Below are 21,135 nucleotides of genomic sequence, written 5' to 3' on the forward strand. Positions count from 1 at the left end.
TTTTCGTAGAGCTTAAAATAAAATATATTTGGGTTTATTAGAAAAAATAATCCTTTATTACTTGAAAAGTATACAAAAGAATGTGATTTTGTATTTCATTTAGCTGGAGTAAACAGATCAAATAATGAAAATGAATTTATGGAAGGTAATTTTGATTTAACTTTTCACCTACTAGAACTACTAAAGAAGCAAGGAAATAAAGCTCCTGTTCTTATTGCTTCCTCTATTCAGGCAGAAAGGGATAATCCATATGGTAGAAGTAAAAAGGCAGGAGAAGATTTAATTATTTAATTATCAAGAAGAAACCGATCTAAATGTTTATGTATATGAATTACTAAACTTATTTGTAAGTGGAGCAAACCTAACTATAACACAATGGTTGCTACATTTTGTCATAATATAGTAAGAGACTTAGATATCGAGATGAACAATCCAAATTCAGGGCTTGTTGGGATAATTGGCAAGAATTCTAAAGGTTTACCCGATTCACCTCAATATATCAACTTATCTAGTGGTAGAAACAAAACCTATATTATATTTTAAAATATTGAGAGGGTGTTGGAAAACGGATAATCTCTGAATAATGAGCAATAAAAAATCCACCAGTTTAGAAAGAATGGAAAGTGCCAACGAACCATTTTCCAACAAAGGTGGACACTCTCATGATATCTAATTTTTCATTAGAAAATTTTGTTAAATACCCAGTTTTACGTCATGTATTAACGTTTGTAGATTGTCTTGAAATCCCTGAAACCCCTTATTTCACCGGAAGACCTGGTTTTCCAAAGAAAGTGATGTTGAAATTCTTCATTAACAAAACTCACTTTGGAATTGCTTCCTTGCGGAAGCTTGTTAGTTTTCTTAGAAACTACCCTTACTGGTGCTGGATAGCTGGACTTCCCTCTGTTCCTCATCTTTCCACGTTTTCACGTGCAGCCACCTGGTGGAGAACCGAAGGTTTCTCTCTTCTTCACACGGCTGTTCTCAAACGTTTACCTGTTGATACGAAGCTTGTGATGATGGACAGCACAAGCTTCGTAGTAGTTTATATGACGGGCAGGCAGAGTGGGGAAAATCCACCAGATATAAGTGGCATAAGGGCATAAGCTTCATCTAGCCACAACAAGCACAGGCGTTATTTTAGATCACAAACTCACGACAGTAAATGTGTATGATAGCGATACTGTAGCTGATTTACTGAACCAGTTGAACGAGTTTCAAATTGGATTTGCACTCGGTAATAAAGCGTATGATAGCAGGCTAATTCATGAACAAGCTCAAGCACATGATATTCTTTTTCTTACCCCTTTGAATAAAAGAAAGGGTGGAAAGAGAAAGGAGCCATTGGCTTGGGTTATGCCCGCTTTCCTGAAGCCGACCTTCGGTCGTGCTTTGTTTCGACGTCGTTCAGAGATTGAACGTATTTTATCCTTCTTGAAAAATAAACATGGAATAGAGCAACCCCGCTGGTACGGTAAAAATTGCTATCATTTTCATTGCCAACTGTGTGTTCTTATTTATAACATTGGATTTTTATTTTAGTTTTCCAACACCATCATTGAAATAAAACATATTAACTCTAACATGAAATATATTCATAGTTATGTTCTTTTAATTAAATATATAGGTAAAATGATAAATATTGTTAATAGAAATTATAAAGAAATTCAATCCTTTTAAAAAATAGGTAATGGAAGGTGAATACGCGCCCTTTGAATATATCATTGTTTCATTCAAAAGTGTTTATAATTATCTGCTTACTTGGAGTAATTTATATTAGTGGATATGCTCTCTCAACTGTGTATCAATTTGGTTTTTACATTGAGGCAGCATTTGCGTACTTGTTTATGTTTCCAATTGTTAAAGTACATTACAAAAAGCGGTTAAATATTCTTACATCTGCCTTCTTACTATTAATATTCATGGTAGTTAGCACTTTTATAACAACAGGAATGACAGCGTTTATTAATTATTTATCTTTCATTTTTAAGATAATAATTGCATTTGGGATTGTAACAGTATACAAATTTGAAGATTTTATTAAAGTTTATTTGAAAGTTATGGTCTTAGTTTCGGTTTTTTCTCTAATAGGATATTTTATGATTAATAGCGGTAATATGTTAATTGATTTTCCAATTGTAGAAAACGTAAACTCTGTACTTTATGGAGTGGGGTATTTATTCTTTTATATACCTTGGACACCCGAAAGGAACTGTGGGATTTTTTGGGAACCGGGTCTTTTCGCTACTTTTTTAATCGTAGCGATGATTTTTGAATTGATTTATAACAAAAATAAACCAAGTATATTAAGACTTATTCTGTTCATAATTTGTATAGCAACTACTAATTCTTCTGCAGGTTATGGATTACTACTTTTTGTATTTTGTTTAATCGTCATTAATAAAGCTAGCTCTATTAGAAACAAGTATTTACGAACAGCACTTTTATTGCCAACCTTATTTCTGTCAATAATTGCCATAACGAACTACTCGATTATTTTCGAAATACTCGGATTAACCGATAACCCAATTGTTGCTAAAATAATTGGAGAACAGTTAAAGGAACAAAGTAGGGTATTGGCAATTAATCATAACTTTAGTATGTTTTTGACAAATCCTATTTTTGGTGTAGGTATTACTGAGGCATTTAGAAATGTGAAATACGTTGCTGACACATCAACAAGCACATTTTTGCTGAGTGTGTTTGGTATTTTTGGAATACAATATACGTTTTATTGGATAGTTGGAATTATTAAATCTAAAAATAATAATTGGCTTGTAAACACGATGGTTGTAATTGTTTTTTTGCTAATCATCAATAAAGAACCACATTCTAATATATTAACCAGTTGGTGTATTATGTTTTACTTTGTAAAGTCAATTGTTAAGACTAAATTCAGTACCTCTAATTGATCCTTAGTCCCACCTTTAGAGATAATCGAGATATTTTATAAGGATTAATTTTTAATATCAAAATCGGGGTTGATAAGGGGACTTATATGAAAAAGACTGCTAATGCTTTTAATATTACTTGAGTTAGACTTTGTGAAAAATGAGCTTAAGAAATGGAATAAAAAGATTCGTATAATTGACTAAAGGGTGGAATTAACGATGAATATTCTTGTTACTGGTTCAAAAGGTTTTGTAGGGAAAAACCTTATAGCTGAACTTAAAAATAGAGGTTATAATGATATATTTGAGTTTAATAGGGAAAGTAATCCTTTATTACTTGAAAAGTATACAAAAGAATGTGATTTTGTATTTCATTTAGCTGGAGTAAACAGACCAAATAATGAAAATGAATTTATGGAAGGTAATTTTGATTTAACTTTTCACCTACTAGAACTACTAAAGAAGCAAGGAAATAAAGCTCCTGTTCTTATTGCTTCCTCTATTCAGGCAGAAAGGGATAATCCATATGGTAGAAGTAAAAAGGCAGGAGAAGATTTATTATTTAATTATCAAGAAGAAACCGATGTGAATGTTTATGTATATCGACTACCAAACTTGTTTGGTAAATGGAGTAAACCTAACTTTAATACTGTGGTGGCTACATTTTGCCACAATATAGCTAGAGGATTAGACGTCCAGATAAATAATCCAGATGCAGAGCTTAATCTTTGTTATATAGATGATGTATTGGAGGAGTTTTTTAGAGCTTTAGAGGGTAATCCAACTAAGCAAGATGATTTTTGTGTTGTAATTGAAACACATAGTATTAAACTTGGAGAATTAGCTGATCGTATTAAAAGTTTCAAAGAAAGCAGAATAAATTTAAGCATTCCTAATATGGAAGATGCACTAACTAAGAAACTCTATAGCACTTATTTAAGCTTTTTACCGGTAGACGAGTTTTCTTATGATCTTAAAATGAATTGTGATTACAGAGGGTCCTTTACAGAATTTATGAGGACGCCTGAAAGAGGACAGGTTTCTGTAAATGTATCAAAACCAGGGATCACCAAAGGGAACCATTGGCATCATACAAAAAATGAAAAATTCTTAGTCGTTAGTGGAGAGGGTTTAATTAGGTTTAGAAAGATAGATTCAGACGAAATTATTGAATATAGAGTAAGCGGAGAAAAGTTACAAGTTGTAGATATACCTACTGGATATACACACTCCATTGTAAATGTAGGAGAAAATGATCTTGTAACAGTGATGTGGGCAAATGAATGCTTTAATGTAGAAAAGCCGGACACGTATTACTTGGAGGTGTAATTAATGGAAAAATTAAAGGTCATGACAGTTGTTGGTACTAGACCAGAGATTATAAGATTGTCGGCTGTTATTAATAAATTAGAAGAGTCAAATGCAGTAGAACACACTCTTGTGCATACAGGACAAAATTATGATTATGAATTAAATGAAGTGTTTTTTAAAGATTTTAATTTAAAGAAACCGGATTATTTTCTTAATGCAGCTACCGGAACTGCAGTAGAAACTATTGGTAACATCCTCGTAAAAATTGATCCTATTATGGAGGAAATAAAACCAAATGCACTTTTGGTACTAGGAGATACTAATAGCTGTTTGTGTGCTATCGCAGCTAAAAGAAGACACATTCCTATTTTTCATATGGAAGCGGGTAATAGATGTTTTGATCAGAGGGTACCAGAAGAAACTAATAGAAAAATTGTCGATCATACAGCAGATATTAATTTAACTTATAGTGATATTGCAAGAGAATATCTCCTTAGAGAAGGATTCCCATCTGATAGAATTATTAAAACAGGAAGCCCTATGTTCGAAGTTCTCAATTCTAGAAAAGATGACATTGAAAAATCAGATATTTTAGAGAGGCTGAACCTTGAAGAAGGAAAGTATTTTGTAGTATCAGCTCACCGAGAAGAAAATATTAATTCGGAAACCAATTTTCTGGATTTAGTTGATAGCTTAAATGCAATTGCCTATAAATATAGTATGCCTGTGATTGTAAGTACACACCCTAGAACTAGAAATATGATAAATACTAAAGGAATAAAGTTTAATTCATGGATAAAAACGATGAAACCTTTAGGGTTTAATGATTATGTAAAGCTTCAAATTAAAGCTAAGGCAGTGCTTAGTGATAGTGGAACTATCAGTGAAGAGTCTTCTATTCTTAGGTTTAGAGCACTTAACATTAGACAAGCTCATGAAAGGCCAGAGGCCATGGAGGAAGCAACAGTTATGATGGTAGGGCTTGAAAAAGAGAGAATATTACAGGGATTAGAGATATTAGAAACTCAAGAAGACGATACATTAAGAATGGTAGCAGATTATAGTATGCCTAATGTATCAGATAAGGTGCTTAGGATAATATTGTCATATACGCATTATGTAAATAGAGTGGTGTGGGGAGGAAATAATGGATTTAGAAAAATATCCAAGGGTATTAATAGTTACAGTAAATCCACTATCAACTACATCTAATAACGGTAAGACATATGCTTCATTTTTTAATGGTTATCCTAAAGAACATATAGCACAATTGTATTTTCATAGAGAAATTCCTACTTCTGATGTTTGTGAAAATTATTATAAAATTTCAGATGAAGATATAATTAATAAGTTTTTAGGTAGAAGTGAAAATATAGGCAGAAAAGTTTATAGAGAAGCTAGAGAAGAAAGGTTAATTCCGGAAAATGTAAATAACAAACTGAAAAAGTCATCTATAGTTCGTTTTATAAGATCGTTATTTTGGCTATCAATTGATTTTGAAAAAGATGGTGTGAAAAGCTGGTTAGATAAATTTGATCCAGAAATTATATTTTTTTGTGGTGGTAATGCAAATTATTTATATAATAGTGTTTTGAAATTATCAAAAAAGTATAACGCCAAAATTGTATACTATATAACTGACGATTATGTTTTGCCTTATTTCTCATTTAATATTTTTAACCTAATAAATCGAAATTGGACGCGAAATGTTTTTAAAAAAATGTGTAGGAATAGCAGCTTGATATTGACAATAGGGGATAAAATGTCCAATGTGTATAAGGGAAAATATGGGATAGAATCTAAAAAAATAATGAATCTAGTTGAAGTTAGAAACAATAAAATATTAAATGATGAATTGAAAAATAATGATTTGCAATTTGTTTATGTGGGAGGACTACATAGCAATAGATGGAAAGTATTATCTCTTATAGGAAGAAGTTTAGAAAGAATAGAAAAGAAAGGTTTCAGAGGCACTTTGAATATATATTCACAGCATCAACCAGAAGAAAAAATACTTAGGGAAATAAATAGCAAAAAATATTCTAGATATTGTGGCTCTTTAGATTCAGATGGTGTCAAAAAGGTTTTAAAAGAATCGGATGTTTTAGTTCATGTAGAATCATTTGACCATAATAGTAAGGAAATTACTTATCTATCAGTTTCAACTAAAATATCAGAATATATGGCTTCCCAAAAGTGCATATTAGCTGTTGGGCCGGAGGATGTTGCTTCAATTGAATATTTAATAGAAACAAAATCAGGCTTTGTAATTACTTCTATGGATAATGAAGATATAGATTATAAGATAATAGACATTTTTCAAAATCCCGATAAAAGAAGTAGCTACATTGAGAAAGCTCTACTAACTGTTAAGCAAAATCATGATGTTGAGATTAGAAGAAAAGAATTTCAACAAGATATTATAAATTTGAAAAATAATAATTAACTATGTTCTAATGTGTGAAAAAAATCCGTTTTAGGAAAATATAAATTTTCCCCTAAAAGAAAAGGACAATAGATACGTTGGAAAAATAATAAATATTATACAATATTAATTAGCAATTTTATGTATGATAATGCAGTTTTACTACCCAAAAAGAATAAATAACTTGACTCATTTAAAGATTGGTCTAGATAGTTTAACCATATGAACTTTTGCCGACTCTTAGAATGAAAAAGGGAGATTCTTATCTTTTAGTGGAATTTTTTGGTTGCCAGCCCCAATCCCGGTAAAAAAAGGTATAACAAGATTCCTTAATGAGTTGTCATAAAGTTTAAAAACGGTAATAAAAAAACAGCTTCAATTTATCATTACACAAATCAAAAAGTTTCGCACACAAAAGGGTGATTCACTATCAATTACTTTGTTCATTATTGATGATTTCCAATGTAAAAAAATCGGTCTACTACTAATATGGAGGGACTAGATTACATTCAGATGGAAAAAGCGTTTGGTCCCATCCATACAATCGTTGGAGAGAAGGTTCTTCTTTTACTTGGGATTATCTTTCTTATTTTTGAAAATCATAATACGCGAAATACGTCTTTAGCCTTAAAAGTAAAAGTGATTTGGCAAAGAATCTTGGTCACCAAAAGAAGAAGATCAGGTTTGGTTTTGGTAGATAGCAGGTATACATGTAGAAAACTAATCGATTGGTGCAGGCAAAGATGGTTTCATCTAAGTGAGGGATAAAGATTTAATCAGAAAATCTATCCTGCTGTGATTGGTATGAAAATAAATGAGTTTGCCTTTAACTTATATTTAAAAACGTGAACTTTACTCTTTAACCGTGGGTGGCCACATTATAAATTCTATCCGCATAAAGGGAATCTTTATTAATCCGAAAATGATAAAGTTTTGTTTTCCAGGGAAAACAAATTCATTCAATCCTCCTCCTTTTTTATGTCCTCCGTAAAGACAGCAACTTGGATCTCATGACGATTCTAAGCTACTGCAATGTGCGAGGAAACATCGAAACTGGATATGGATATTAATTGGCTTTCATGATTATCAACTGTTTTCACATAAATGTATATATAGAGCATTATTGATGCGTTGAATTTCTGAACAATAATTTCCTTGAACACCAGCATCATGAGTGGGAAAGTAAACTATCATTAATCATTGGCCATATTGTTAAAAGGATTGGGAATGATTATCTTAGGCAAACCGCCATATACGCTTGTGAACTAGGATTATTAAAAAATGCTTGCTGAAGTGTTGAAAGAACTTAAATGCACAAAAAAAATTTTAGCCCATTTGTAGTACCGGCATGTCCTTTTTTAAAGGCAAGGTTTACAAATACAAGAGTCAAGTAGATAATTGGTTATTATATTGTATAGGCAGGTAAATCCATTCAAAAAGGTTTATTTTAAAATTATGTTATAATTTTTGGTGATATTTCAGAAAGGAGATGGTGAAATATGGATTCATTTGATATTCCTGTTGTTATGTTTATTTTTAAACGAAAAGATGCAACATTACGAATTTTAGAACGGGTTTCACAAATTAAACCAAAAAAGTTGTATTTAATATCTGATTTTGGAAGAAATGAAGAAGAAGAGATTTTAGTAAATGAATGTAGAAAAGAAGTTGAGAAACACATTAATTGGAACTGTAAAGTAATAAAGAATTATGCAGAAGAAAATCGTGGAGTATTTGATCGTATTGGCTTGGGAGCTATGTGGGTGTTTTCTATGGAACCAGTAGCTATTTTTTTGGAAGATGATAATTTACCGGAACTAAGTTTTTTTACGTTTTGTAAGGAACTTCTTGAAAAATATAAAGATGATAACCGTATTCTTTGGATTTGTGGTACAAATTACCTTGAAAGTTATGAACCAGAAGACGGTTCAAGTTATATGTTTACAAAGCATTTATTACCATGTGGGTGGGCTTCGTGGGCAGATAAATTTACAAAATATTACGATGCTGATTTAACTCTATTTAATGATCCGTTATTAGTTAAGAAAGTAAAATATGAGTATGAGGATAAGAGATTATATAAACAGCAAATTGAATGTGTAAGGCAAGAATACGAGAGAAAGCTAAAAGGAGAACGATATGTATCATGGGATTATCATATGGCATATTCTATCCGTGTACACAACCTTTACGGAATTTCCCCAAAATTTAACCAAATTAAAAATATTGGAGTAGATAGTTATTCAGAGCATGGAGGGGTTTCTTTTGACAATGTTATGACAAGACGATTTTGTGGGATGGAATCAATTCCTTTAGAGTTTCCTCTTACTCATCCTAAAACCATAGTGCAAGATAGAATTTATGAAAAAAAAGTTGGAAATCTAATTCTTTATCCACTTTCTCTACGAATAAAGATTAAAATTGCAACATTAATCAAAAATATTTTAGGAATGGAACCCAGTACATCTATTACAGGAACAATTAAGAAACATCTGAAGGTGGGTGGAAAGTAATGGTAAGTACATTTAATACAAAGTAGTTCAACATATAATTTAACTTGAGGAGCAAAAAATAGAGACTTTGTTATTGGATTACTTTGAATTATATGTATTGTGATATAGCAGTTAATTCCTCAGATGAGGAAAAAGTAATTATTTACTCTTATTGTAACAATAAAGATCGGCTTTGCCCTTGGTGATAAAGCTTATGACAGTAAGAAGATTCGCGAACATTCAATAAAACATAAACTTGTTTTTCTTTCTCCCATAAACCATAGAAAAGATGAGAAATGAAATGATGCATTGGGTCGTGTCCTGCCCGTTTTCCTAAAAACAACTTTCAGTTGTGCCCTATTTTCCCATCGTTCAAAAATTGAGCAGATTTTTTCCGCTTTAAAAAATAAGCTAGGGCTTGAACAACCATGTTGGTATGATAAAAATCCTGTCATTTTCATTGTCAGCTATATGTTCTTATTTACAACATTGGATTTTTATTTTAGTTTTGCGACACTATCTATGTATCTAAAAAATATTCTCTAATAGTGGATTGGAATTAATAACAACGGTATATATAATATAGATATTTTGGTAAGTTTGTTCAATGATTTTAAATCTCAATATGATGACAGTAAGATATTTTTAATAAAACTTGGAAAGATTTGAAACTATTTATCTTGTCGATGGGATTTATCGTCGGACTTGCGTTGGCTCATTGTAGATTTTAAAAATTAGGCAACAACTGTTGAAGGAGAAAGAATGAACCAGGTTAATTATAAGATAAAGAGCCTTTATTTTAAGAACACACAATTAATTAACAATATCGCTGGTACATATATAATTAAAGGTGGTTCTTTAATTATAAGCTTTTTTACAATTCCAGCGTATATGTTATATTTTTCCAACCAGACTATATTGGGATTATGGTTTACCATAGTATCAGTACTACAATGGATTTTAACATTTGATTTTGGCATCGGGAACGGGCTAAGAAATAAATTGGTTCCTGCTTTAGTTAAAAACGACAAACAAACTATAAAAAAATATGTATCATCAGCATATATAGTGATAGGTGTTATTTCGTTATGCACAATTTTAATTGGCAATTTTTTAATAGTTTTGCAAAATTGGAATATAATTTTGAATATATCTTTAGAAGTTATTCCAAATAACGTATTAAAAACTGTTGTCATACTTGTATTTTCTGGAATTGTACTACAATTTTTTCTCCAACTTATAACGTCAATATTATATGCAATGCAAAAAACTGCGTTATCCAATTCTATTTCTCTTATTTCTTCATTATTAATTTTACTTTATGTATCTTTTTTTAAAACAGGTAATATACAAACTGATTTGATAAATCTCGCAATGGTGAGTATGCTGACAGTAAACATTCCGCTTCTTGGTGCTACAGTAATAGTTTTTTCTACAAAGTTAAAGAATGCAAGACCGAGCATAAGATGCTATGATAAAGATTATGGATTTAGCATACTTAAGTTAGGTGGAGAGTTTTTTTGGATACAACTTGCACTTTTATTTATAAATTCAACTAATGAAATAATAATAACACGAATGTATGGTTCACAATATGTTGTTGAATATCAAGTATATTTTAGATTGTTCTATTTAGTTGTCACTTTATTCTCTTTAATTGCAAATCCAGTATGGTCTGCTGTTACAAAGGCTTACACAAGTAAACAATTTGATTGGATTGTTAAATTAAATAGAGTACTAACGATGCTTGTTTTATTTATTTCTGTTGGTAATTTGGCATTAGTAGGTTTTTCACAATCTATTGTAAACGTTTGGATAAAAGGGGATGCAATTAAAATAAATTATTTTTATGCATTTGTTTTCGTACTTTTTTCAGGAGTAACCATGAAAAATATTGCTTCATCATGCTTTGCAAATGGACTAGGACTTTTAAAATGTCAGACTATATATTATTCATTTGCAGCGATATTTAAAATACCAATTGTTATATTACTATCATATTTTATAAAAGATTGGATATGCATTGTTTTAGCTAATACAATTGTTTTATTGCCATATTCAATTATACAATCTAGGATTTTAGATAAGTTCTATAAAAAGAATTTAATAACTACTCAAACTACTGCTAGACAAGACAAATAGCGGTTCCTTACCATGAGTTCGTCTATCCTTATTTTATGGGAAGTAAATCGACATTTCCTTTTATTCTTTCTTCAATAACTTGCAGGATGTTGATACCTTGTTTTTTATTATAGGATGGTGCTGCAAAATGTATAATCTCTGAATAATGGGCAATAGAAAAATCACCTGTTTGGAAAGAATAATGAGTACCCAATAAACCATTCAACCAACGAGAGGGATACTCTGATCATGCCCAATTTTTCAAGAGAACGTGCCGTTTTTACAGAAACCCATTTTGGTATAGCTTCCTTGTGGAAGTTCGTGAAATTTCTTAAAATTATTCTTATGGGTGCTGGATGGCAGGATTACCCCGTATTGATCATCTCTCTACCTTTTCACGCTTGGCTGCCAGGGGGAGAACCAAAGGTTTCTCCTTTCTTTATAACCAAATACTGAAACACATGGCTGCCAAGAAAGCAAAAATTATTCTTATTGACAACACACTATACTACGGAGCAGTTTATATGATAAACAGGCAAAGCGGGGGGCTACACGATATAAATGGTATAAGGGATACAAACTTCAACTAGCTACCACACCCAACGGAGTTATTTTGGCACACGAATTCACAACAGCAAATGTATATGATAGTGATCCTGCATTACTCTTACTCAAGCAGTTAATGGGTCTTAAGATTGGCTTTGCCTTTGATGATAAAGCTTATGACAGTAAGAAGGTTCGTGAACATTCAATAAAACATAAACTTGTTTTTCTTTCTCCCATAAACCATAGAAAAGATGAGAAATGAAATGATGCATTGGGTCGTGTCCTGCCCGTTTTCCTAAAAACAACCTTCAGTTGTGCCCTATTTGCCCATCGTTCAAAAATTGAGCAGATTTTTTCCGCTTTAAAAAATAAGCTAGGGCTTGAGTTTTGTGACACTATCCCTCTAAATAAAAAATCAGTGTATCTATTCAGTATCATAAACTCGTTAGTTAAGGAGGATAATTACGGAACTATACAAATTTGATTTAATAACTCATCCTGCTTATGACTAATTAAATATGTCAATACTGCTCCTAAAAGGATAAATAAGGAGCAGATATTGATATGAAGAGATTACAAATTGCGAATTATCACGGATGGACACTTGAAACATTAGTTAAATACGAACGGAGTGAAAAAAATGTATCATTGCTACGATTCGTTTAATTTTACAAGATTATATGGGCAAAGAAGTTGCTGAAGTCCTTAATCTTCATTGTCAATCTGTTTCCAACTGGTAAAAAGCCGTATTTGACTCAAGAAGAAGAGACAGAGTTAAAGCATATGACTTTAGAAAGTACACCTGCTGACAAAGGTTTTGATATTTCCCCCAGCTGGGATACATGGGTCATCTAGTATGTGTTAAAAGAAAAGTTCAGTGTTACGATGAAGTGCGCCAGTATTGCTGCCATGTTTCACCGAATGAATTTGTGTTGCACAAGATCGAACTATAGGTTAGCAAAAGCGAATCCGAAGAAACAGCAGGGATTTACGAACCAACTAAACATGGTAAAAACAACTCTCCCATGACATGCTGCTAGCGTATGAAGATGCGAGCCACATCCGTGATTATCAAGCCCTACAGGCTACCTGGTTTGAAAAAGGAAAGCAAAGAAAAATTCCTATCCATGGGCATCACGCAAGTACAAATCTATTTGGTGCCGTGAATACGTTAAACGGTGATTTCCTTTGCATGCAAGCCACAAGATGTAGCGTACGGACTTTCCAACTTTTTCTTATGCTCACACTGCAAAGGCATCCTGGCAAAAAAGTAATCATGGTACTTGATAATTCACGAATTCATCATGCCCATATTTCTCGTCCTTTTCTTAAAGAAAATAAAAACGATTATATTTTCTCTTTTTGCCTCCGTATTCATCGAATTTAAACAAAGTCGAAGGGATGTGGAAATGGCTGCGAGAAAAAGTAATCGTCAATCGTTTTCAGAAGGACAGAACAGAAATTCATGAATCGGTAGATTAGTTTTTGGAATTTGTGAAGCATCATCTGAAGCAAGTTTTAACAAGAATTTCTTTTGCTCATATGTCGAAAGCTTAAATTGAACTTATATATAGCCAACGTCTTTTCTGACAAAGGAAGAGGCGTTTTTATTTTGCCAAAAAGGGAGTATGAGATATGAGTAAAACTCCAAATTACGATTAAAATACTTGGGGAATAAAAGACTTTATAAAGCTAGAAGATCGGAATAAAAACTTTGAGATGATTGATAGAGAGATTAAAGGTAAAGATGAAAAAATTGGAAATTTGTTAAAAACGCTAAAGGTTAAGAAATGGACAGCAACAGAAGAACAACTCAATTACACCGTCGCTGATGATTTGTATATATTAGGACAAATAACAGTCTATGCCGGTGGTACACCACAAGCAACGGGTATAAATTTTACTGAGGATAGTCCAACGAGTTTCATATTACTATGTGGTGGATCTGAGATACCTGCCGGAATTGAGATTATAGCCGTTTACAGATAATATCTCCTAGATATGTAGGAAACATTTGGTCCGAAAGCCAGTATTAAAGTATAGTGTTAATTAGAGGTGATAACGTGGAGGAACGAAGAAACTTCTTAAAACAGGCATTACTTTGGGTACTAGCTTTCTTTTTTGGATATACAGTCAAAAAAGAGGGTGAAGTTGTAACATTAACTCCATTAAATAAAACAGATGCAAGGATGGTCATAGATAAAGACGGAAAATCGGTATCTGAAAAAATCAGGAATTTATCAAATCATGATTCAATCAGTCCCGATGTGTATCACGGTACGGATGCAGAAAAAGTTCAAATGGCTATTGATGATGCAATCACTCTCAATAGAGCTGTAAAGCTTGATAGAATATACGATGTTGGAAATTCGACATTAATAATTAATAACCCTGATAATGTGTTTACAAGAAAACCGATATATTTTTTAGGTGTTAATGGTGGTGGGTTTAAAAAAAATGTTTCCGGTTTTATGTTTACTGCTAATACCGATAACAACGGTGACATGGTATTCAGTAATGTACATTTTAAAAGTATAGCAGGGGCAGGAACAAAAATATTCAATTGCGATAAGTTAATACGATTTAGAACACAAAATTGCTTCTACAAAAATGTGGATACAATCCTTTATACTTCGGATAATGACAAATTTGTTCAATCGGTTCGAATGAATCAAGATTCGATAGTAGGTGGGAAAGGTTTTGTTGTTGATATTGCAGGATCATATGATATGCATTTAACCCAATTGTTAGTTGAAACAAGAGAAAGTTTCTTTAATCACCGAAATACAGGGCTTCATAAGCCATTAACAGGATCTTCGGTAAAAAACTGCGTAATTGAAGGTTTAACAGGAAAAACGATGGTACTCGGTAGCACACGTTTATTTGATGTATCCAATAATTACCTTGAATATAATAATGAAACTATTGAGTTTTTAGCAAACGCTGCTATCGTTGGTTTTACAATTAAAAACAATGTTTATTTAGGGGAGTCAACGACATCAGCACTTATAAAATGGAATGGTGATGTTTTTGGTGCTATTTCGGAAAACAATGTTACTGGTGGTATACCAACACACGATACAACATTAGTTATATCAGGTCACATATTTTCGACAAATGATAGATACAACAATGTGCTAGGAAATAATATAGACCCAGACAATAAACTTGTAATCGCTTCGGCAGGTAGTTATAAAGCATACACCGCACCGCTTAACGGATATATTACAAATTTAGGGTTATTTAAAAGAAAAACGTCATATGTAAGTAACATAACAATTCTAGCCAATAACTATCATTTGGCAGATGTTATGTTTCCAGACGGAATAAAAATAGATGATTTAATTTCTGTTCAAGCATTTCCGGCCAATCTTAATAGTCGTTTTATAGTATCTGGTTATATTCGTGGTACAAATAAAGTGACAGTAAGATTAAAAAATGAAGAGTCCACAGATATAACGATTGCGAACCTAATTGTAACGGTGCTACAACCTTATATTTCAATAACTGGTTAAAATCTGAACAAATCAATCCTTGTTCAAACTAGACGTTTTTTCTGTTTTTCTTAGTAAAATTATTCTAGCACGAACAAACACCAACTGCTGTGGTATTAGCAGGAACATTTCTAATCATAAGTGAGTTAGCACCGATTTTCTTTTGGTCACCAACAAGTATAGGCCTTAAAATTTTTGCTCTAGAACCAACGTAGGTTTTAGCGCACCCATGGTTTTAATCTGCTCCAAGAATATCTAAAGTGGCTTGATGGAAAATGGTTATATTGTCTCTGAGTACGATGCTTTTTTCGATTATTATACCTTTTCCACCGTGTGGCGTGTAAATTTTTTCCGTTTTACATGGATGAGGTGTGGAATCCGATTTGTATATTTATTTTTTATATTATAATTTTATCACTAGCGTTGCATTAAATTCTTAATGATGATTTTTCATGCCTGTCCATAAAAAAAATCCTTTACAATGAAAAGTACAGGTGGTTTCCTGTCCAAATCCACTATAAAGGACCCTACTATGGACAAGAATACCTTAGTTTCTTCATTTGGTAAATGGGTTGCACCCATAAACACAAAAAAACTTGAGGATCACGTTGAAAAAACAGGTCAAGATAAGTATGTCAAAAAGCTGACAACACGGGCGTATCTTCTTTTTTTTCTACATGCCCATCTTGAAAAAAGAGACGGTCTTCGTGCCATTGCCGATGATGCACTGCAGGAAGAATTTCAACAAGAAATAGGATTAACTTCCATTAGTGCCGCTCAACTTTCCCGTAAACACCGGCGTGTGGAACCTTCGCTTCTGGCCGAACTTTTTATCGACCTGGTTCACAAGCTGCGCCCGCATTCCCGCCACACTTGCGCATGGAAGGAAGAGTTAAGAATAGTAGATTGTTCCACCGTGTCCCTGTGTTTAAACAAATATAAATGGACCACGTTTAGAAAGACGAAAGCCGGTGTGAAAATCCATCTTCGTCTCGTCTTTTTGAACGACAACGACGTTGTCCCTGATAAAGTGGAAATTACTTCGCCAAAACCCAGCGATCGAACACAAATGGAAACCTTGATTGACGAAACAGGCGCTACCTATGTGTTTGACCGAGGACACGTCGATTATGAAAAGTTTGACCAGTACTGCGAACAAGGAATTTTCTTCACTTCGCGTTTGAAGAAAAACGCGGTCATCCGCCCGCTTTCTTCTTTTTCAGTGGCCGAAGAAAGCCCGGTATTGTCTGACATGATGGTGTACCTGGGTACCCCACAAAAACGAATGGAAAATCCGGTTCGCTTGATTGAAACCGTCGATGATCAAGGAAACTCTTTTCGCATTGTGACCAACCGGTTTGACTTGAGTGCCGAAGAAATTAGTGACATCTATCGTGCCCGTTGGGCGATTGAACTGTTTTTTAAGTGGCTTAAGCAACATGTGAAAATCAAGACATTCTACGGTACAAGCAAAAACACGGTGGCGAACCAAATTTATCTTGCCCTTATCTTTTACTGCCTTGTGCTTTTGGTCAAAGCGGAAACAAAAACAAATCACTCTCTCTTACAATTAACACGATGGTTAACAGCATTTCTGTGCAAGCCGTGGGAAAAGTGGTTCGAACGAATTCGGTATCGATCCGATCGAGCTTCACGAGGCCGTCAAAAGAAAAAATAAGTGCCATGTCGTCTTCGTTTTGTGATTAAATAGTATATTTTACCAAATGGGCAGAAACGACCTTTTACTATAGGATTCTCTTTTTTGACCTTGGGGTCAATTTTCCGTTCTGAATAGTCTGGTAAACATTCTATTCAGTTTTTATGCAACGCTAGTGTAATTTTATACATGTTGAATTTGGCCCAAAACTGTTCAATTTTATTCTAAAACAAACTCACGTTTGATTTAAAGTTTCGACAAAACCGATTATATTATTTGAAAAAGCACCATCTTTTGCCTCTTTATTGGAAAATGAAGGGGTGTTTTTTATGGACATGGTTCCTTTAGTCTAGTAAACTATTGAAGTAGAGCCGAATATTGGGGGAGAGTAACGTGACATATAAACGTAGGCTACTAACATTTTTATATATTGATACCTGCATCATCTTCTTGGCGGTTTTGCTAAGCTACCTTCTTCGTTTTGAAGGCAACATTGAACATCTATTTTTTACTAGTTTTCCATATGCTTTCTTATTAATTTGGGCAACTACCTACGGCATGTTTTACTTTACTAAGCTTTATCGTCGTGTCTGGCAGTATGCAAGCATTGGAGAACTTCGCTCTATTATTAAAGCCTCCACTATTGCACTATTCCTCTCTCTTACACTATATTCACTTGGAAAAAGCATAGGATTAAATTTTATGATTCCTTATTCAATTTTCTTACTTTCCTGGATGGTCATCATTATTGGAATTGGTGGTTCGCGTTTTTTCTGGCGTCTGTATCGTGATAGTTATCATAAAATTCAACCACATCATAAAAGAACGCTTATTATTGGTGCAGGAAATGCAGGCAGCTTGGTTGTTAGAGAATTGAAGCATTCTCCTAATTCCAATCTTTACCCTGTAGCCTTCATTGACGATAATCCGCGCAAACAAAAATTAGAGCTGCTAGGGCTGCCTGTACTTGGTACTCGTGACAATATTATTTCCGTAGTTGAAAATTATGATATTCATGTTATCGTACTTGCTATTCCTTCTGCTTCTAAAGAAGAATTGGCAAAAGTAATTGATATATGTAAAAGAACAAATGCAACACTTAAACTGCTCCCACGCGTTAGCGATCTAATAGATGGGAAAGTTTCTGTTAATTCCATTCGCGACGTTAAAGTGGAAGATTTGTTAGGCAGAGACCCTGTACAAGTCGATTTAGAAGGAATCGCTAACTACGTTACAAATAAAGTAGTCTTAATTACTGGAGCAGGCGGTTCTATCGGTTCGGAAATCTGCCGCCAAATCTCGGGATTTTCTCCAGAGAAATTATTGCTTTTAGGACACGGAGAAAACAGCATTTATGCAATCGAAAACGAGTTAAAGCGAAACCATCCTCACCTTGCTTATGAAACGATTATTGCTGATATCCAAGATCGAAAAAGGCTAAAAGACGTATTTAACACATACCGGCCTGCCGTCGTTTTTCATGCTGCTGCCCATAAGCATGTACCATTAATGGAGAGGAATCCTGCAGAAGCAGTGAAAAACAATGTGTTTGGTAGCAGGAATGTAGCAGAATGTGCACACCAATTCGGTGTTGAGCGATTTGTACTTGTTTCAACCGACAAGGCTGTAAACCCAACAAACGTAATGGGTGCGACGAAAAGAATTACCGAGATGATAATTCAAAGCTTAGATAGAATAAGCACGACGAAATTTGTTGCAGTGCGTTTCGGAAATGTACTTGGAAGTCGTGGCAGTGTTATCCCTCTATTTAAAGAACAAATCAAAGCAGGCGGACCGGTAACGGTTACCCATCCAGATATGATTCGGTATTTTATGACCATTCCGGAAGCGGTCCAGCTTGTTATTCAGGCCGGTTCGTTGGCGAATGGCGGAGAAATTTTCATTCTCGATATGGGTGAACCGGTGAAGATTTCCGATTTAGCCCATGATTTAATCCGTCTATCCGGCTTAGAACCGGGCAAGGACATTAAAGTTGAGTACTCAGGCATTCGCCCAGGGGAAAAACTATTTGAAGAGCTTTTGACTGCAGAAGAAGGAACGGCAGCCACCAAGCATAATCGCATTTTTATTGGGAAGCCTATCCATTTCTCTCGTGAAGATTTTATCGCTATGCTTCATGGACTCGAGTTACTTACTGTAAAGTCAACAGAAGCCGTGTCTTCGGAGAAAGTTAAATTGATGCTGCACCAGCTTGTTCCTACTTATAGTGGATACAAACCATCTGATGAATTGCTAAATGAGAAGAATGCAGAAAAAGAAATACAAATGAATTTAGAGAACACAAGGAAACTTGTTGCTGCAGGAACCGCGTGGGAATAGGGACTAATAAACTTTTTATACAGGCCAATTGCACAAGTTGACCTTCCTACATACGAAATAGGGTGGAGTTATATATGATAAAGGAAGCAAGTCTTGATCAACAGCGACTATTGGATATCTTGTTGCGTGCATATGAAAAAGGAAAATATGCAGATATATTGGAGGCAAAAGATATTATTAAAGATATGACTGCTAGTTTAGAACCCTTGCTTACTGAGTCTGCCGTTCCTAAAGATAAGTAGATATTTATTCTTACAAAAGTGTATATATGAGTAATTGTGTTTTTAAACATAATGCCTGAGGTGGATAATTTTCTACTTCAGGCATTATGTTGTGTTGCTTAAGAGATAGACGGGGATATGGTACAATGGAAATATGGTTGAGCACTCATTCAACTTTCGAGTATCATTTATTGTTTGTAAAATCAAATTTTTGAACATAATTGCAGCATTCGCATGCTCTACCGATTTGTTCTTTTGTCTGGGCATCAAGGTAATAAATCTCATCATATCCACATATAGAGCATTCCATAGCGTACAATACTTCCCGTGGGCCAAAAATAGCATCCAGCAGAAACTGAAAGTACATTCTCATTCACCTCTAAGTCTATTTTTATAACTATAACAATCATTTGAAGTGAAGTAAGGCGAAGCTTGTCAGAGGTATATAAGTTATTTTCGACAATTTAATAAGAGGTTTGGAATGCAAAACTAAAGCCCATGGATACTAAAATATTGAACTTTTGAGGTGAATTTATGGCTGTACTGGTAACTGGGGGAGCAGGCTATATTGGTAGTCATACTTGTGTAGAACTATTAAATGCAGGCTATGATATTATAGTAGTCGATAACCTTTCGAATAGTAATCCTGAATCATTAAACCGTATCAGAGAGATAACGAAAAAGGATTTTAAATTTTATGAGGTTGATTTACTTGATAAAAATAGTTTAGAAAATGTATTTGTTGAAAATAGCATTGAAGCGGTCATTCATTTTGCCGGGCTTAAAGCTGTTGGTGAGTCTGTCGAAATGCCCCTTTACTACTATCATAACAATATTACCGGAACGCTTATTCTTTGTGAATTGATGAAGAAATATCATATAAAGAGATTAGTGTTCAGTTCTTCAGCTACCGTATATGGCATGCCGGAACGTGTTCCGATTTCAGAGGATTTTGCTCTTAAAGCAACCAACCCTTATGGTCGCACTAAGCTAATGATCGAAGAAATCCTGCGAGACCTTTATGTACCAGACAACGATTGGAGTATTGCCCTTTTACGTTATTTTAATCCGATTGGTTCTCATCCTAGTGGTCGTATCGGGGAAGATCCTAACGGGATACCGAACAACTTAATGCCATACATCACGCAGGTAAGTGTTGGAAAGCTGAAGGAACTTAGAGTCTTTGGTGATGATTATCCGACCCCTGACGGTACGGGTGTAAGGGATTATATCCATGTTGTTGATCTTGCACGGGGACACTTAAAAGCTCTTGAAAAAGTCATGTCATCTACCGGTGTTGATGCCTATAATTTAGGTACAGGAAGAGGATATAGTGTATTAGAGATTATTGCTGCCTTTGAAAAAGCATCTGGAAGAAAGATTCCGTATACGATTGTTGAACGGAGACCCGGTGATATTGCTGCTTGCTATGCGGATCCAACAAAGGCAAAAGAAGAGCTGGGCTGGGTTGCTGAAAGAGGGATAGAAGAAATGTGTGTTGATTCCTGGCATTGGCAACAGTCTAACCCTAACGGTTATAAATAAGTTTATTAGAATTATAACTAAATTGAAGTTCGGTTTTTAAGCAGCCCTTGTTAATATACAAGGGCTTTAATTTTTCTAAATAGATCTTTGCT

Annotated in this window: 17 protein-coding genes and 2 pseudogenes; 18 read left to right on the forward strand and 1 reads right to left on the reverse strand. The window is 33.9% G+C overall.

Translation table 11 applies throughout. From position 1 onward, the window contains the following. The first annotated feature begins 36 nt into the window (after positions 1 to 36). The 17 genes and pseudogenes from MBEAL2_RS32600 (at position 37) to MBEAL2_RS31545 (ending at position 19,519) form a co-directional block, all read left to right on the forward strand. Positions 37 to 291: an NAD-dependent epimerase/dehydratase family protein gene (locus MBEAL2_RS32600; RefSeq protein WP_236692672.1), complete on the forward strand. Its 255-nt coding sequence runs from the start codon at positions 37 to 39 to the stop codon at positions 289 to 291. Positions 292 to 662: 371 nt separating this feature from the next. Continuing rightward, the gene (locus MBEAL2_RS28805; protein ID WP_052947392.1) at positions 663 to 1,106 is read left to right on the forward strand and encodes a transposase; all 444 of its coding nucleotides are present in this window, start codon (positions 663 to 665) and stop codon (positions 1,104 to 1,106) included. A gap of 10 nt (positions 1,107 to 1,116) precedes the next feature. Further along, a pseudogene (locus tag MBEAL2_RS28810) lies at positions 1,117 to 1,542 on the forward strand (transposase); the annotation flags it as partial. A 170-nt stretch (positions 1,543 to 1,712) separates the two neighbouring features. Continuing rightward, positions 1,713 to 2,912: a hypothetical protein gene (locus MBEAL2_RS02965; RefSeq protein WP_047150837.1), complete on the forward strand. Its 1,200-nt coding sequence runs from the start codon at positions 1,713 to 1,715 to the stop codon at positions 2,910 to 2,912. Positions 2,913 to 3,110: 198 nt separating this feature from the next. Next, positions 3,111 to 4,220, forward strand: a complete 1,110-nt coding sequence (locus tag MBEAL2_RS02970) for a capsular polysaccharide biosynthesis protein CapF (RefSeq protein WP_047150838.1) — start codon at positions 3,111 to 3,113, stop codon at positions 4,218 to 4,220. Positions 4,221 to 4,223: 3 nt separating this feature from the next. Next, positions 4,224 to 5,414, forward strand: coding sequence for a non-hydrolyzing UDP-N-acetylglucosamine 2-epimerase (wecB, locus tag MBEAL2_RS02975; RefSeq protein WP_236692668.1), 1,191 nt, complete (start codon positions 4,224 to 4,226; stop codon positions 5,412 to 5,414). After that, positions 5,350 to 6,648 carry a glycosyltransferase family protein gene (locus MBEAL2_RS02980; RefSeq protein WP_047150839.1) on the forward strand — a complete coding sequence of 433 codons (1,299 nt, stop codon included), beginning with the start codon at positions 5,350 to 5,352 and terminating at the stop codon, positions 6,646 to 6,648. Before wecB ends, MBEAL2_RS02980 begins: the two co-directional genes overlap by 65 nt. Before the next feature lie 1,478 nt (positions 6,649 to 8,126). After that, positions 8,127 to 9,140 (forward strand): hypothetical protein, encoded by a 1,014-nt coding sequence (locus tag MBEAL2_RS02990; protein WP_047150841.1) that lies wholly within the window; start codon positions 8,127 to 8,129, stop codon positions 9,138 to 9,140. Positions 9,141 to 9,881: 741 nt separating this feature from the next. Continuing rightward, positions 9,882 to 11,261, forward strand: coding sequence for a polysaccharide biosynthesis protein (locus MBEAL2_RS02995; RefSeq protein WP_047150842.1), 1,380 nt, complete (start codon positions 9,882 to 9,884; stop codon positions 11,259 to 11,261). A gap of 484 nt (positions 11,262 to 11,745) precedes the next feature. Further along, positions 11,746 to 12,048 (forward strand): transposase, encoded by a 303-nt coding sequence (locus tag MBEAL2_RS29950; protein WP_082129718.1) that lies wholly within the window; start codon positions 11,746 to 11,748, stop codon positions 12,046 to 12,048. A gap of 596 nt (positions 12,049 to 12,644) precedes the next feature. Then, positions 12,645 to 12,815 carry a helix-turn-helix domain-containing protein gene (locus MBEAL2_RS33900; RefSeq protein WP_152667679.1) on the forward strand — a complete coding sequence of 57 codons (171 nt, stop codon included), beginning with the start codon at positions 12,645 to 12,647 and terminating at the stop codon, positions 12,813 to 12,815. 1 nt (position 12,816) lies between these two features. Then, positions 12,817 to 13,268: pseudogene (locus MBEAL2_RS33905) on the forward strand (IS630 family transposase). Positions 13,269 to 13,505: 237 nt separating this feature from the next. Then, positions 13,506 to 13,775, forward strand: coding sequence for a hypothetical protein (locus tag MBEAL2_RS03010; protein WP_047150843.1), 270 nt, complete (start codon positions 13,506 to 13,508; stop codon positions 13,773 to 13,775). A gap of 74 nt (positions 13,776 to 13,849) precedes the next feature. Beyond that, complete coding sequence (locus MBEAL2_RS03015; RefSeq protein ID WP_047150844.1) at positions 13,850 to 15,301, forward strand: hypothetical protein; 1,452 nt, start codon at positions 13,850 to 13,852, stop codon at positions 15,299 to 15,301. Positions 15,302 to 15,812: 511 nt separating this feature from the next. Continuing rightward, complete coding sequence (locus MBEAL2_RS03020) at positions 15,813 to 16,958, forward strand: IS4 family transposase (RefSeq protein WP_047150845.1); 1,146 nt, start codon at positions 15,813 to 15,815, stop codon at positions 16,956 to 16,958. Positions 16,959 to 17,330: 372 nt separating this feature from the next. Then, positions 17,331 to 19,277, forward strand: a complete 1,947-nt coding sequence (locus tag MBEAL2_RS03025; RefSeq protein ID WP_047150846.1) for a polysaccharide biosynthesis protein — start codon at positions 17,331 to 17,333, stop codon at positions 19,275 to 19,277. 74 nt (positions 19,278 to 19,351) lie between these two features. Further along, on the forward strand, positions 19,352 to 19,519 hold the full coding sequence (locus tag MBEAL2_RS31545; protein ID WP_161798153.1) for a YwzD family small protein: 168 nt from the start codon (positions 19,352 to 19,354) through the stop codon (positions 19,517 to 19,519). A gap of 163 nt (positions 19,520 to 19,682) precedes the next feature. Here MBEAL2_RS31545 and MBEAL2_RS03030 read toward each other — a convergent pair whose 3' ends face one another. Further along, complete coding sequence (locus MBEAL2_RS03030) at positions 19,683 to 19,865, reverse strand: hypothetical protein (RefSeq protein ID WP_047150847.1); 183 nt, start codon at positions 19,863 to 19,865, stop codon at positions 19,683 to 19,685. 167 nt (positions 19,866 to 20,032) lie between these two features. On the opposite strand from MBEAL2_RS03030, the gene galE reads away from it, so the two are divergent. Next, entirely contained in the window at positions 20,033 to 21,043 is a 1,011-nt protein-coding gene (gene galE, locus MBEAL2_RS03035) for a UDP-glucose 4-epimerase GalE (RefSeq protein WP_047150848.1), read from the forward strand. Positions 21,044 to 21,135 lie beyond the last annotated feature (92 nt).

The sequence above is a fragment of the Aneurinibacillus tyrosinisolvens genome, assembly GCF_001015055.1.
Lineage (GTDB): Bacteria > Bacillota > Bacilli > Aneurinibacillales > Aneurinibacillaceae > Aneurinibacillus_A > Aneurinibacillus_A tyrosinisolvens.

What these genes read in the sequence shown, in the direction of transcription:
- MBEAL2_RS28805 (WP_052947392.1), top strand. Translation starts at nt 663, where the DNA reads ATGATATCTAATTTTTCATTAGAAAATTTTGTTAAATACCCAGTTTTA.
- MBEAL2_RS02970 (WP_047150838.1), top strand. Translation starts at nt 3,111, where the DNA reads ATGAATATTCTTGTTACTGGTTCAAAAGGTTTTGTAGGGAAAAACCTT.
- wecB (WP_236692668.1), top strand. Translation starts at nt 4,224, where the DNA reads ATGGAAAAATTAAAGGTCATGACAGTTGTTGGTACTAGACCAGAGATT.
- MBEAL2_RS02980 (WP_047150839.1), top strand. Translation starts at nt 5,350, where the DNA reads ATGGATTTAGAAAAATATCCAAGGGTATTAATAGTTACAGTAAATCCA.
- MBEAL2_RS02990 (WP_047150841.1), top strand. Translation starts at nt 8,127, where the DNA reads ATGGATTCATTTGATATTCCTGTTGTTATGTTTATTTTTAAACGAAAA.
- MBEAL2_RS02995 (WP_047150842.1), top strand. Translation starts at nt 9,882, where the DNA reads ATGAACCAGGTTAATTATAAGATAAAGAGCCTTTATTTTAAGAACACA.
- MBEAL2_RS03010 (WP_047150843.1), top strand. Translation starts at nt 13,506, where the DNA reads ATGATTGATAGAGAGATTAAAGGTAAAGATGAAAAAATTGGAAATTTG.
- MBEAL2_RS03020 (WP_047150845.1), top strand. Translation starts at nt 15,813, where the DNA reads ATGGACAAGAATACCTTAGTTTCTTCATTTGGTAAATGGGTTGCACCC.
- MBEAL2_RS31545 (WP_161798153.1), top strand. Translation starts at nt 19,352, where the DNA reads ATGATAAAGGAAGCAAGTCTTGATCAACAGCGACTATTGGATATCTTG.
- MBEAL2_RS03030 (WP_047150847.1), bottom strand. Translation starts at nt 19,865, where the DNA reads ATGTACTTTCAGTTTCTGCTGGATGCTATTTTTGGCCCACGGGAAGTA.
- galE (WP_047150848.1), top strand. Translation starts at nt 20,033, where the DNA reads ATGGCTGTACTGGTAACTGGGGGAGCAGGCTATATTGGTAGTCATACT.